The organism is Dyadobacter sp. (assembly GCF_017744695.1).
Lineage (GTDB): Bacteria > Bacteroidota > Bacteroidia > Cytophagales > Spirosomataceae > Dyadobacter.
Genome location: NZ_JAGIAS010000001.1, coordinates 129,010 through 143,509 on the forward strand (window position 1 = coordinate 129,010; position 14,500 = coordinate 143,509).

A 14,500-nucleotide genomic window follows, 5' to 3' on the forward strand; every position below is an offset into this window, starting at 1 on the left:
AGTGGTTTTTCAGGCAGGAGAGGACAGTACCGGCGGGCGATACTCACCAATTTCTATTTTTTTGATAAAAAATTTAAAAATACACACATAGCAGCAGCGCAAGGGTGTGCATCTCTCCTACCCAAACTTCGCGGATATGCTTGATTCCGCGGTGAAGCAGGTTGGAAGCGGATTGCGGGTTGATCTGCATCAGCCGGGCGATCTCATCGATATCGAGCTGCTGATGGTAACGGAGATACAACGCCTCACGCTGGCGCGCGGGAAGCTGGTTCAGCAGGGTATTGAGCTGTTGTACCTGCCGGCGCGTCTCCTCGTCGGAGATCATTTCATCGAGTGGTGTAAACTGGAAGGAAAACTCGCCTTCGCCAATGTCGCGCGAGTGCCTGAAAATGCGGTCACGTTCGAGGCGGCGCGCAATGCGCCTGCGCACACCCGCCAGCAGGTAAGCTCTCACCGAATCGGGCACGGCGAGGTTTCTGCGGTACAGCCAGATTTCCATGAATGTTTCCTGCACGCAATCGCCTGCCAGTCCGTGATGGTCGGTCAACGACTTCCCATAACCGAGCAATGCAGGGTAATATTTCCGGAAAAGGACTGTGTAGGCAGCCTGGTCGTCGTCCTTGATCAGGCACCAAAGTTGTGAATCCGGAAGCGTAGAGTCTGACATTTACCAGGGCGTGGGTTAGGACAAAAATAGAATAATTGTGCATTTTACTCATTTTGCAAGGAATTCAAAAATGCCCTGAAATTTTATTGCGCCCGTGCGCTTTGACTATTTTCATATAACTTGCGGGCACATCTATCCTTTCTTTAAACAGCCATGAAAAAACAATTGAACCTCTTCCTGTTTTGTTTAATCCTTAGTATTCCGGCCTTTACCCAGCAACCGCTTCAATGGAAATTTTCGACCACCGGAGGCATTCACGGGGCACCTGCCGTGACGGACAAGGTCGTCTATTTCGGTAGTAATGACATGAATTTATATGCCCTGGATAGGGCCTCGGGCAAGCAGCTGTGGAAGTACACCACCGCCGGGGCGATCAGGTCGACACCTGCGGTAACCGCTGGCAAGGTGCTGTTCAACAGCGCCGACGGCAACATTTACGCCGTCGATCAGAAAAAGGGCAAACTGCTGTGGACCTTCAAAACCGGCGGGGAACAGCATTACGACACCTGGGATTACTACCTGTCGTCTCCCGTTGCGGAAGGCCATGTATTGTACGCCGGCAGCGGCGATAGCTCGGTGTACGCGATCGATATCGAGTCGGGGAAATTACGCTGGCGGTTCAAAACCGGGGGCGTCGTACATGCTTCACCGGTAGTGAGGAACGGCAAGGTTTTCATCGGGAGTTACGATGGTCATTTTTATGTGCTCGATGCGCGGGACGGCAACCTGGTATGGAAGTTCAAGACGCTCGGCGATCCTGGATTTCCCAAGGGTGAAGTGCAGCGGGCAGCGTACGTCGACGACCAGCAGGTGATTTTCGGCAGCCGTGATTTTTACATTTACAGCCTGAATGCCCAAACCGGCGAACAGAAGTGGAACATGAAGGAAAAGGGCAGCTGGGTGATTGCGACACCTACCCTTCATCAGGGAAACCTCTTTGTGGGCACCTCGGATACGCACCAGTTTTACTCGCTGAATGCCGCAACCGGGAAAGTCAACTGGGTAACGCCGCTTAACATGCGGGTGTATGCCACGGCGCTGGTCATGAAGGACCGGCTGGTATTCGGCTGTTTCAATGGCAGGATGTATTTCGCAGACCCCGAAACCGGAAAGGTGCTCAAAACCTTCCAGACGGACGAAAGCAGGAAAAACCACGCGCTGGTATACGACGATACCGACCATATCCGCAAAGATTTCGATATGTACGGCGATAATTACCTCCAAGCAGAAAAACACATTCTCTCGTTGGGATCGATCCTATCAGGACCGGTAGCGGCCGACGGAGCGCTGTATTTCGGAGATGCGAACGGGCATTTTTATGCGCTGGACACACGCGAATACCTCCGCCCTTAGCGCACCGTTTTCTTTTAGTTCCCGCGGGCTCTTCTGTGCAGATCTTCAACCAGTTTCGAAGATCTGTACCCAAAATCCGCGCCAAAGCTGTTAATCACCAGCCCGTGTATGTCGTGTTGCGAAGAAGATATGGCGAACACAATGCTCTCATCGGCCGGGTCCGTCATTCCTTCAAACCGATGGATTTCGTCGATCACAAATTCGTCCGGCGACAGTTCGAGTGAACGTTGCTTGCAGTAAAGACTCTCGGTTCCGTCTTCGATCAGGAAATCGTGGGTATAACCTCTTTTTTGCAAGTCATTTACGGCTTCGCTGAGCGTATCGTAACGGTATGGTTCCATTTTTCGAAAAGGTTTTGTGGGTTAAAAACACCATTACAATACTACTGAACAATCTCCGCGCTCCAAAGAAATCCCAATACCTTTTTGACATCATGATAAGGAACAAGGCGGCACCAGGTTTCGATAGCAGCGCCGTAAGTATCGCCTTCGCTCAATGCATTCAGGAGCGGGGGCACCTCGATCTGGTTCAGGTAAATCAACGGCCTGGAAAGATTGGGATGTTGCAATGCACGCCGGATTTCAACACGATCGCCGGTGACAGCAAATTCCGAGCTAAATGCGAGCTGGCCGGAGAGGCGAACGGGTTTGTCCCAAAGGAACCGGATGAGCGGGTCGATCGGCACGGCGGCGGGTTGTATTGCGTGAGTAGTTGGACGTTCCCGGGTTAGCCTCCGTTTGATCAACGCAGTAAAGTCATTGATCACCGAAAGCGCTTCCATGCGGAAGTTCCTTCTTTTTTCCCAGAAGGGAAATGGAGAATCCGATGTGGCTGCTTGCCTGTAATAGCCGGAAGTCCAGCGGGAATGGCTGGCGACGGCGTCGGCCAGTTTGTTTTCATAGAATGCCTTTGCGACGCCGGGGTTTCCATCGGCCAGCATGGTGTGCACGGCAATAGCCGTTTGCAAGGAAAAGCGCATAGCTGCTTCCACCCCGGTCGAGGATAACGGATCGAGGGTAAATGCGGCCTCGCCGATTTTGATAAACTGCCGGTCCCATGGGCGCGTGTGTACATAGACGCTCACGACGCAGGTTTGTATTTCAAAACGCAAATCATCAATAAGTACCGATCGGAACAGTTGCGATTGGGTAAGCATTTGCTGCATCGAGGGTACCAGCTTTTGTCCTTTAATCGAATCCGGGTCTGTAAAAACCATGATCCGATACTCGCCTCCCGGCACCGGCGCACCCCAGATCCAGCCTTCGCCGACCGTTTCAATAGCGGCTTCGTGACGCATTGTGTCCGCTGGCACGTGCGTCCACAGCGCTACCGACGCAGGTGCGAGTGTCATGTGCTCGCGGGTATGCGCGCCTTTGCGTCCACGGGCATCCAAAACCACGCGGCCGGTGATCCGGAAATCACGAGCCGCGGATTGTACTTTCAGTTCGTAGCGGTCATTTTGAAAAGACAATGCGGTCATCCGGGCGGGTTGGAAGACTTGGAGCCCTTTACCGATCGCCACAGCTAGTAGCTGCGCATCCAGATGCGCCCGGTCGACCATCACCCCTCCTCCGCGCTGCGCCGGTTCCACGAGCAGAGGCTCGCCGGAACCCCACGCGACCCTGGCCGGGATATCAGGCAGGTAACGGGGATCGCCCAACAGCTCTCCAGCGCCGAGATAGGCGAAAATAGAGCGTACCCCCGGCGAAAGGGACTCGCCGATCTGCGGACGCGGAAATGCTTCCTGTTCCACCAGCGCCACCGAATGGCCCATTTCGAGCAAGCGGATCGCCGCTGTGAGGCCAGCCGGACCGGCCCCTACGACTACGATTTCAAAATCCTGAACCATAAATTATTACATATTCCAGCCCGGTTTCAAACGTGCCAACCGCTCATGCGCCTGTATCGTGTAATGCAGCCACGAGCGGATGTAGTCGCAGGCCGTACGGCCTTTCGCAATTACCTCGTGGTGGCAGCCTCCTCCGCAGAGGTAACGGGCCCAGCATTGCGTACACGGGCTTTGGTTGCTCACGTGCCGCGACGAAAGCCATCCATTCTGTAAACTTGCATCGATACCCGTGCTCAGGTTACCCATCTTGCCCTCGTCCTCGTTCACAAACCGGTGACAGGCAAAAAGCTCCTCGTCCGCGGAAACGCCCATGTAGCCCGCGCCTGCCCCACAAGGATATGGGCGGTGTGTGCCTTTGGAAATTTCCTTCAACGCATTTACCATATTCAAAAACGGGTAGCGATTGCCAGCCAGGACATGCTTTTCAAAATTTAACCCGCAGGCGATCATGTTTTCGAGGAGTACCGAGAGCTCCTCCTGCCCCATTTCGTCGCGGCCGTTCATCGAACGCAGCAACGGGGAAAAACCGACGCTGTGGAAGCCCATATGGATGAATTCGTCCAACATAACCGGCAGATCGAGGTTGCGCGGGGTGACTGTAACGCGGGCGGAGACCTGCATTTTACCTTGCATGGCCAATAGCGGCCCCAGGTTTCTCATGATGAGGTCAAAACTGCCTTTTCCACCTTTCATAGGCCTTTGCAAATCGTGGCTTTTGCCAACGCCATCCAGGCTCACCGTTACGGCAAAGCCATATTCCTCGAAAAACCGGGCATCGGCTTCGGTCACCATTGTTCCATTGGTCGTGATCGAAAAGCCTGCCTTAATGCCCTTTCTTTCGGCTTTGGCCACTGCATAGGCCGTCGCTTCCGTCAAGGCTTTCCGGTTGGCCAGCGGTTCACCGCCCAGGAATGTGAGTTGCACCTTTTCACCTTCGGGACATTGGTCCATCAGCAGGTCGATCGCCCGCAGCGCTGTATCCAGCGACATGCTTTTGGCCTGCCCGCCAAAGCTACCCTGATCGGCATAGCAGTAGGTGCAGCCCATATTGCATTTCTGGGCAATGGCGAGCGAAAGAGCGTAAAGCCTGGGACTTTCCAGCGGCGTGTTATCGACGTAATCAGGCGCGGACAAACCGCATCTGACCAACAAATCCTGTAATTTCGCTTCGTCGCCTGCGTCCAATGCACGCTCGATCCTTTGCTCCACGTCGCCGGCCACGGCGTACAGCCTGCTGCCATTCGGGATGAAGAGCTGCGACTGCCTGCCTTTGATCAGGTGGGCCGAGGGTGATTTCGGCCGGGATTGCCCGGCGATCGTCCGGGCCAATCGTGAAACCGCTACGACCGGTTCCATTTCAGCTATTAAGTGCATCTTTTCCTTCCACGATAAAGTTGAGCTCGCCCTGCCAGTTGATAAACAGGTCGTCATAGGACAGTAACCGGGTATTCACGCGGTCGTCGGGAATGTACTTACCGGTACGTTTCCTGGCCATCCAGCTATCGCCGGTGCTGAGTCCCTTTTCGTCTGGCACGACATTCACGTAATCGGGCCGGCTGGCTGCCCAGTAATAGCAGGCGCATTCGCGGTAGTCGTTCTGCCACGGGGCACAAAGTCCCTGGGTAAGTTCGCCCGGCCTGATGATCTGTTCCGAAAGAGTGGCACTATCGCCCTCGAAAACTTTATTGACCGTCAGCATGACCTTGGTATACAGGGCCGGGTCATCGAGTTTATCCAGATCCACGACCACCTCGTGCGTGCTCTGCTCTGCCGTAAAATAGCAGGCAACCTGCTGTCCTTGCTTTTGCAGCACATTGACCATCGAATTGGACCATTCCATGAACGACACCCCGTTCGGGTTAGCCTCTGTCCGGAGCGGAACACTATCGCCGTCGGGAAATACCGGCCCCGAGGTGGCTACCATCGTTGGTTTCCCGTCAATGGCTACCAGGCGGTGATGTACCAAATGCGCCAGGGATTTGTCGGCATCTATCACATAATTGTTGTTTTCGATCAGCACGATTCCCTGGAATGCGCGGCGCCACAGGTTGCGAAAATCGAATTCCAGCCCCGGGAAGCAGTTGGAGATCGCGGTACGGGGTAGTACGCTCACCGGGTTTCCTTTCCCTCGGTAATGCAACTGTGCAGTCAGGTTGGAAGGGACCAGCGGGTCGTCACCGGAAGCGTCCGCTGCATCCGCATCCGGCATCAGCGATCGGGCCGCCGCCTTAATGACCATATTGAGCTGCCGTTTGGTAAATGTGAGCGACCGGCCATCGGCTCCTCGCATCAATGCAGGCATTTTGCGAAGGGTCTTTGCCGACAGGTCTCCGATTTCCTCCGGTTTCCGCAACAGGTCTTCGAACCAGGGCGACGCACCGGTGCTCAGCCCGGCGAAAACGCGCTCGTGCAGCACCTGCAACGCCATATTGTCTACCAGCGAAGTCGCCATGATCGGCTCATAGAGGCGTCCGAAATCGTTGGTGTTCTGCCGCACCATCGTACTGGCCACATTCAGCTTGCCTTCGTAGGCATTGCCGTTCATAATGGCCGTGTTCATCAGCCGGATCGTTTCGAACGCGCGGCGCACGATTTCCTCGGCCTCTTCGATCGTTACTTCACCATCGACGTCGGTACCTTTCAATATCTGTTCCAGTTCGTCGGATACCACGCGGATCGGCAACGTGTCGGGCGCGTACGCCGGAGGCCCGGCGCTGATATGCGCCTTTGCCAGTAACGACTTGCCATCACGTCCGGCGAGTTTTACCGTCACGAAACCGTCACATTCGTCGTCGAGATAGCCCCAGCTTACCTGGTTGCCATTCGCATCGGAATACCCGGCAAATATCTGCGCCGGATTGGTATAGAGCGGGTTAGGCGTACTGGTTTCCGAATAACCCCGCCATTTCCCCTTTTTGATATCATATAAAATAGGATCGTCGCGGCGACCGGCAAACACCGGGTCCACCTGCTCCTTTCCGTTATTGAATCTCACCAGGCTCGATCCGTAAACTTTTCCCGCTGCGGGCGTGAACCGGAACCTTATTTCAGGGAAATCGGGGGTAGGTTTGATGAACTGAACAAACCCGAGCGGCAGCGTTTTACCCTTGATAAAATTCGCGCACTGGCCCAGCAAAGGTCTCAGTTCGTGCGACCGGATGCCATCGATGGTCGCGTACATCTTGTCATTTTCGTCATTGGTCCTTCTGAATATCTTGATATTACCCACCTGCACGTCCCAACTGATATCTTCCAGCTCGTAACCGGTCTTTTTCAGCAAATCGACCGTCAGCGGTACCAACCGGCCGGGCTGCTTGTCGGTAATGGCGAATACTTCCAGGAACGGAGCCACAGGATGCGCTTTTCCGGTTTTGTCTTCCAGGTTTTCCGCGTCCTTGAACGCAACCCGCTCGGGTTGGTAGGCAGTTATTTCCCCGGTCGACGGATGTACATTGAAAGTTTGCTCCGGTACGATTTTCCGGAAATCCAGGGGTTTGTTTTGGGATAATGTAAGGTCATATGCAGCCATCGGCTTGTCTGATTCGCCCAGACGCCCGAGTGCAATGGGAGGAAGTATTCTTAATGCTAGAATTTTCATATCCGGCAATGGTTTTGGCTTTAATGTGTTGAGAAACTCAGGCCAGCTCGGCCTGCATCAGTTGGGCGATCGCTTCAAGCAGCTTGCGGTCGATTTCCTGCAAAGCGTTCAGGTACTGGCCGTGCGGCTGTTGTTTCAATGCTTTCAGGCTTTCGATGAGGTTGCCGGAAGCAACCAGCAGATCGCGGTGCAGGCGCCAGCGGTTATGTTCGCCGAAAGGCAGGTCGAAGCTGTACGGCGATGTGAACGGCGGCCCGGCCATCAGCTTGCTTCTCCTCGACAGCGGCGTTTGCACGAGAATCGTGGCCAGGCTCCGCAAATTGTACATTTCCCCGAAAGTCGAGTTGATGATGAGGCCGCGCGGCGTGAATGACCCGACATTATTATTGCCGTTGTCGAGCAGGAAACTATGGGCCAGAAAGTTGAGCAGCAGCCTGTACCGGGTGTCGAAGAGATTGGCCCACAAAATGCCTTCCTCGGTGGTGATCTCGTTCTGTTCCATTTCATCGGCGGGTTCATTCGAGGCGGTACCGGCATGGTCGGGATCGCCCGCGAACGGATTGGTCGCTACGTTGTAGGCGGGATCGAATTTGCCGCCCGTCTCTTTGAGAATGGCTTTGAAATCATTGTAAATGAATAAAAAGCGCTCAAAATGCGACGGCGTGTCGGAGTCGAGCTCGTCGCCCTCACCTTGCTCGGCGATCTGTTCGAGGGCATTGTAGGCGTCATCGCGCGACAGCAGGGGTGCCACCAGCACGTCGGGGCTTTTCGTGAACCGGTTGCCCTTCACGCTTCCACGGTCACCTCCGGTATAACCACGACCCCATTCATCAAATTTGGCCTGGTAGGGATAGGTTCCCGGCTGAAATGCATCGTCCGAAATCACGTCGGGGTCCTGGATCAGTTGCAGCAGAACTTTGAAAAGCGCGCCTACCGTATGCGGGTCGGAAGCCTGTGCGTGTACGGTTTTGTTGATTTCCTTCGCGACCGGATCGTCACTGCTCAGCCATTCCGCTGGCGCCTCGGCATATACGTACTTCGCCAGCGACCGGAGTGTGAACTTTTCCAACGTGAACGGGAACGGATAGAAAGGCACATCCCACGGATAGCTTTCCCGCCCGAAGTTCAATGGCGCACCGATGATTTTCAACACATTCTGAACAGAAATGAAATGCCCCATTTCCTCTTTGGCAATCCCCAGCACGATGTTTTTCCAGTTGTGCACCCGCTCCCTGTACTTTTCCGGGATTTGCGGCCCGCCAATGCTGTAAGCCGAATACAGGTATTGCAACATCAGGCCATGTTCGATCTCGGCGTCGACGTGCAGCAGCATGGTAATGTAGTCTTTTCCGGTAAATTGCTGGGGTACCACAAACGGCATTTCCTCGGGCTCCGCCGAAACGTCGGCCGCTGCTACCCCCTTGGCCAGACTTTTCAGCCGAAGTTCCCTGGGTTTCTGATTTGCCCGGGCCCATTCCAGGATCGGATCAATGAAAGATTTCCTTAATTGTTTTTCGTCCATGATGATAAATTTTGTGAAACAGGTAGGCAATACAATTCCAAACCATTGCGGGTGCGATGGTCCACTGAAAAAGGCAATCTCACAGGAATTTAGTGGGGCGCTAAAAAGCTACTTCGAAGTAATTCTATATGCAAAAAGCAAATAGTTCCATAACCTACCCTTGAAAGACTATTATTTTTTTAAGAATGGGAGAATACATTATTAAACGGTCAATCCGGTAACTCCACAAAAAAAGTAGTCCCGATCCCGCTGACCGATTCGAACCAGATCCTGCCGCCGTGCGCTTCCACGATCTGCTTGCAAATAGAAAGCCCGATCCCGAAGGACTGCTCGCCGGCCGTCCCTACCCTCCTGGCATCGTTGGTCGAAAGAAAAATGTGCCCTTTGAGATCATCCGGGATGCCGATGCCGTGGTCCTGAACACTGAGCAACGTCAGGTTCGAGCTCTTTCTCAAGTTCACATTAATGGCGCTTTCCTGCGGCGAAAATTTGACGGCATTACTCAGGAGATTGGAAAATACACGCCAGATCTTTTCCCGGTCGACCGGCACCATGGCTTTCTCATAATCGTAATGGATCGTCTGCCGCTTTTCCTTTCCCTTGTAGCTCAGCATATCAATGCAGGATTGTACGATTTCCGCCAGGTCTTCCTCGTTTTTGCTGATCTTCTTCTTGTCCGGCCCCGACTGCAATATCTGGCCAATCAGTCCGAAAGCCAACTGGCCCGACTGCTGGATCGCGTTGACGAGCATCGCCTGTTCTTCGGATGGGGCCTGGTCCCAGAAGAGCACGTCCGCACCAGAGATCATCGCGGCGATGGGGTTACGCAAATCATGCGCGACGATCCGCAACATTTTCTCCTTTTCCACCTCCGACTCTTCCAATGCATTGACCGTATCCTGCAATGCGATATTGCTTTGCGTGATTACCCCATTCAGTTTAGTTACTGCCCGCAGGTTCACAATGGTTTTCCGGGTATTGCGCCAGATCAGGTACACAATGACGGCCATAGCAAAGGTGAGCAGCACCGAAAATTGGAGGATCAGGTCTTCGCGTTCATCTTTTTGGGCGGCCAGTTCTATCTCATGTTCACGTTGGACCTGCTGCAACAAATGCCCGACATTGTTTTTGCTCTGTGCATTTCTTTTCAGCTTTCCGTTGCGCTCCGCTTCCACATTAGCCAGAAGCAGTTTACCGGCTTCCTGAAAATCGCCGCGCCCGTATAAAACAGAGGCTTGCATGGTCCGGTACAGGCTATTCGCAGCCGGATTGTTTCCAGCACCGGGCAGCCGCTTCAGCGAATCCAGCTGGGCCTGCGCCTTATCATATTCATGTCCATCGATGTAAATTTGGGCCAGTATCTGACGCGATTCCCGTTCGACGTCGATAGACCAGTCGATCTTTGCATCGTGTTTGAGGCATTTTTTTATCAGTCTTTCCGCGGTACGGTTATCGCCTTTCAATGCATAGGCTTCTGCCTGGTTTCTCAAAATGACGATCCGTGCAAAACGGATAAAATTCTGCTCTTTCGGAAACCGCGCGGCATTCCGGGTAATAAACCGATCGGCTTGATTAAAATAATCTAGCGCTTTGCTCGGCTCGTTAATCAGCATATATGCGATGCCTATATTTCGCATACTCCCCTGTTTCTCGATAAATTCCAGCTGAAAATTCTCCGGCTCCCTGCATTGTGCCAATTCTTCCAGTTCGTGCTTCCAATACTCAATGGCCTGATAATAGTTTTCTTCCTTGAACGAAATGTTGGCAATCCTGCTGCTGTACCGTGCGCATTCACATACTTCACCCATCGAAAGCAGAAAGGACTTGCCCTTGTAATAGTTACGGTAAGCCTGGTAATGTTCCTTTTGTTTCAGCAAATCATCTCCCTTTAACAGCAAAGCTCTCGAATAGTCGATCGGGTTTTCCTCGCGGACACGCGTGGACGCGAACAGGCCGAGCAGGCTGTCGGTGTAAGCGAGCGCGGCGGCGTCCATGGTGGAATCGCGATGGCTCAGCACCTTCATGAATTTGAAATAGAGAATGCTGTCGTGAATGTTCTTTTGATCGATCGTCGCCATGAAAGAATCGAGACTCGCGATCGCCCTCGGGCTCCCGGTTACCCGCGAGGTCCGGTCGAGACTGTCGATCCATGCTTCCAATCCCACGTCGTGACCGCTCCTTTCCGACTTCCGGCACCCCGCGAAGCCGGCGGTCAGAACGAGAAAAAACAGAATAATCCTACACTGGAAAGAAGGCAACGACAGGCCACATTGGTTATTCATCGCTTTCAGATGGGTTTCTCTTTTACAATGACACCGGGAGATACAAAAACATAATACTTTTTGTACAATTCACCCCTATTTTCCAGTAAGTTGATGGACAGATCATAATCGAAAAGTCAGCAAAAATCTACACAATTCGCACGGAATAATTGTAGAAAAAATTCATTCGGGCAACCAAATGAAACGGCCGGCAACTGTCCCACCGCGGGGAAGCTGCCGGCCGTTTTCTTACAACTTTGGTTATCAACTCAATACCTTCAAAACCTGAAAGAACAGGTGGCTACAAAATTCCGGGTAAATTGCGCATTGCCAACGGAGTCCCAGTACCTGACATTGGTAAGGTTGTTGAGTTTCAGGCCAAGCTTCCATTTTTCCCTTTGATAAAATGCCGTCGCATTTATAGCGTGATAGGCCGGGATCGCATAGGTGTTGCTTGAATTCAAATACGATTCACCCACATAGTTACCCCCAAAACCCACGCCGACACCTTTGAGAAGCTGGAAAGGCAGGCGGTAACTGAGCCAGTAGTTGACGATGTGCTGCGGCGCCTGTGTTGCCAATTTCCCTTCATATGCGTCGGCTTTCACAAACTTGTTCTCATTGAATCCATAGCCGGCAATGATGTTAAGTCCGGCAACGGGATTAGCCGTAAGCTCGACCTCATAGCCCTTACTTACCTGCTGGCCGTCCTGAAAGCTGTATTGCGCATCATCGGTACGCAGGGCGTTGTCGATGTTGATATAATAGTAGCTCACGCTCCCGCCCAGCCTGCCTCCTGGCAATTCCGCTTTGACGCCCCCTTCCAGCTGATTGGCAAACACCGGTTTCGGCTTGAAAAGGCTGCCGTTGGGCTGCTCCACCGGCCCCTGGTTGCGGAAGCCATTCATGAAGTTTCCAAACAACGACACCTGGTCTTTCACTACCTGATAAACAATACCCAGCTTCGGCGAAAGCGACGGCTGTACAAAACCGCCTTCGTACGTCTGTTCAAAACGGTCATAACGCAAGCTCAGCATGGTCGACAGGCGGTCTGTCCAGTTGATCACATCCGAGACGTAGACCCCAAGCGCGTTGCCCCCGTACGCGTCGTGCGAGGTGGGCGTCGCGGGATCGGCCAGGACACTGTTCACCCGGCTCAGGCCGGCTTTTTCAAACGGCCGATTAATGTTGATCTTGTCAAGAGGAACAATCCTGTACGTCACCGATTCGTCGTTGTACTCATAGCTCACCCCGATCAGCAGGTTATGGCGAAACCTCCCGGTATTGAAGCTGCCGTTGAAGTTCTGCTGGACGTTGGCATAAGTCCTCTCCCTTGGCCCAAAATGCCGGATACTCGTCACCGCTGTATCGGCGCTGATCCAGTTTACATAAGGCTGGTAACTATGGTTCAGGAACTCGTTTACATGTGAAATACCCGTCGTAGATGTCCAGTTTTTACTAATCTGGTACTTCGCCTGCCCGAAGTATTTGGTCGCTTGCGCATCGCTCAGCAGGTCATTGTCAAAAAAAGACTTTTTGAAACCCAGGGGTACGTCTTTGGCCGACTTGAATGGAACTTCGTCTGCAAAAAGCAGCGTGTAAGCCAAACGGGTCGCATTACTTTTGAAATACTCGAAATCAAACAGGAAAGAAAGGCGGTCGCTGGCCTGGTAGAAAAGACTCGGCGCTATGACGAACCGCTTGTTCTTGCCGTATTCGTTGGAGCTGTTCTGCTGATGTTGTACAGCATTGAACCGCAGCAATACCGCTTTCTCCTTGTCCAGTGGCGTGTTGATATCAATCGTTGCCCTGCTCAAATCGAAACTTCCCATGCTGTATGCCACTTCGCCGCCAAACCCCGCATAGGGCTTTTTGGTAACCAGGTTCATGGCCCCGCCGAAAGTCGACACCTGCGAACCAAAGAGCGTGCCCGACGGGCCTTTGATCATTTCAATGCGTTCGAGGTTTGCTATTTCCGTCCCGGTTCTGTAAACCGAAGTCGCCATTCCATTCCGTGCGTAATCGAAATTCGTAAACCCTCTAAACACCACCGCGAAGCTGCCGGTAACGTACTCCGTGGGAGCCACTCCCGGCGCCGCACGGAAGGCATCCTTCACGTCGGTCATCATTTGCTCCTTCATCAGGTCTTTCCCCACGACATTGTAAACCTGTGGATTTTCCAGGTTTTTCAAGGGCATCCGCGCCACATAGTCGGTCTCCTTACTTGTCAGTCGGCTGTCGTCCCGAACGACCACCTCCTGTAACTGACGATTGTCCTCTGCCAACGTAAAATCCACCAGGCTCGTCTCCCCCGCAGCCACTGTTACAGTGCTCGTTTGGGTAATGAGGCCTGTAAAACTTGCGGTCAGCGTGTAAGTTCCCGCAGGGACCTTGTGAAGGGCATAATGCCCTGTTTCATTCACCACAGCCGCCCTGGCAGATTTTCCAAGGCTGATATTGACAAACTCGGCAGGTTTGCCGTCAGAAGTGGTCACCGTACCCCTGATCGTGCCTGTCTGGGCATAAACTTGTACGGATAATATGCACAAAACCAGTGTTAGAAATCTAATCATTCGCTTTTTATTTATTTGGACTCATTAAAAATAATGGCAAATATATAAAAGCATTGAACTGGAATTAAAGGTTTTGCAAAATTTCCGTATAATCGAGTTCAGGAAGTCCCATCGCGGTACCTTCCACCCGGTAAGTCGAAATATCCGTAATACCGGTATACGCACTGAATACCGCTTTGATATAGGATTCGATAAATTCGTAACCTTCCGGCCAGAAAGCCTGCTTTCCGCCTGACGCTATCGCCAGATATACTTTCTTGTTCTGAAAGCGGCCGGTTCTTGAACCATCTTCATTGAAGTGATAGGTAAGTCCCACACGCACCAGCTGGTCGAGCCAGGCTTTCAGCGGTGCGGAAACGCCCAGGTTGTGCATGGGCGTGCTGATGACAATGATATCTGCCTGATCGATCTCGCTGAAAATAGCATCGGCGTAGTTAAGCAAATGCCGCCCCTCGTCCGATACCGGATCAGCATGTTTATAGAACTCCCCGATCAGTTTTTCGTCGAGAAACGGCGGCGGCAGCCGGATCAGGTCTCGTTCTACTACTATCCCGATCTCCTTTTTATCGGTTAGCTTTTTAATAATGGCGGAGCTCAGGCCCCGGCTGTACGACTGCGCGCCCCGCGCACTGGAAGTAATGTGTAATGCCCTTTTCATTTTTCAGAATGACTTTTTA

The 14,500-nt window shown here is 52.8% G+C and carries 10 protein-coding genes; 1 reads left to right on the top strand and 9 read right to left on the bottom strand.

The window, feature by feature from the left end:
- Positions 1-73: 73 nt before the first annotated feature.
- Positions 74-667: an RNA polymerase sigma factor gene (locus J7619_RS00480; protein WP_291192804.1), complete on the bottom strand. Its 594-nt coding sequence runs from the start codon at positions 665-667 to the stop codon at positions 74-76.
- A 153-nt stretch (positions 668-820) separates the two neighbouring features.
- On the opposite strand from J7619_RS00480, the gene J7619_RS00485 reads away from it, so the two are divergent.
- Positions 821-2,020, top strand: a complete 1,200-nt coding sequence (locus tag J7619_RS00485) for a PQQ-binding-like beta-propeller repeat protein (RefSeq protein ID WP_291192806.1) — start codon at positions 821-823, stop codon at positions 2,018-2,020.
- Between the two features lie 14 nt (positions 2,021-2,034).
- On the opposite strand, the gene J7619_RS00490 is transcribed toward J7619_RS00485, so the two are convergent.
- From J7619_RS00490 to J7619_RS00525, 8 genes are all read right to left on the bottom strand, one after another.
- Positions 2,035-2,361 (bottom strand): phosphoribosylpyrophosphate synthetase, encoded by a 327-nt coding sequence (locus J7619_RS00490; RefSeq protein ID WP_291192808.1) that lies wholly within the window; start codon positions 2,359-2,361, stop codon positions 2,035-2,037.
- Between the two features lie 41 nt (positions 2,362-2,402).
- Positions 2,403-3,869: an NAD(P)/FAD-dependent oxidoreductase gene (locus J7619_RS00495; RefSeq protein WP_291192810.1), complete on the bottom strand. Its 1,467-nt coding sequence runs from the start codon at positions 3,867-3,869 to the stop codon at positions 2,403-2,405.
- Between the two features lie 6 nt (positions 3,870-3,875).
- The gene (locus J7619_RS00500; RefSeq protein ID WP_291192812.1) at positions 3,876-5,243 is read right to left on the bottom strand and encodes a radical SAM/SPASM domain-containing protein; all 1,368 of its coding nucleotides are present in this window, start codon (positions 5,241-5,243) and stop codon (positions 3,876-3,878) included.
- Complete coding sequence (locus tag J7619_RS00505; RefSeq protein WP_291192814.1) at positions 5,227-7,467, bottom strand: hypothetical protein; 2,241 nt, start codon at positions 7,465-7,467, stop codon at positions 5,227-5,229. Before J7619_RS00505 ends, J7619_RS00500 begins: the two co-directional genes overlap by 17 nt.
- A 37-nt stretch (positions 7,468-7,504) precedes the next feature.
- Entirely contained in the window at positions 7,505-8,989 is a 1,485-nt protein-coding gene (locus J7619_RS00510; RefSeq protein ID WP_291192816.1) for a ferritin-like protein, read from the bottom strand.
- Positions 8,990-9,198: 209 nt separating this feature from the next.
- Positions 9,199-11,271: a HAMP domain-containing sensor histidine kinase gene (locus J7619_RS00515; RefSeq protein WP_291192818.1), complete on the bottom strand. Its 2,073-nt coding sequence runs from the start codon at positions 11,269-11,271 to the stop codon at positions 9,199-9,201.
- Between the two features lie 257 nt (positions 11,272-11,528).
- Complete coding sequence (locus J7619_RS00520) at positions 11,529-13,823, bottom strand: TonB-dependent receptor (RefSeq protein ID WP_291192820.1); 2,295 nt, start codon at positions 13,821-13,823, stop codon at positions 11,529-11,531.
- Between the two features lie 64 nt (positions 13,824-13,887).
- A complete protein-coding gene (locus J7619_RS00525) occupies positions 13,888-14,481 on the bottom strand; it encodes an FMN-dependent NADH-azoreductase (RefSeq protein WP_291192822.1) in 594 nt (197 codons plus the stop codon).
- Positions 14,482-14,500 lie beyond the last annotated feature (19 nt).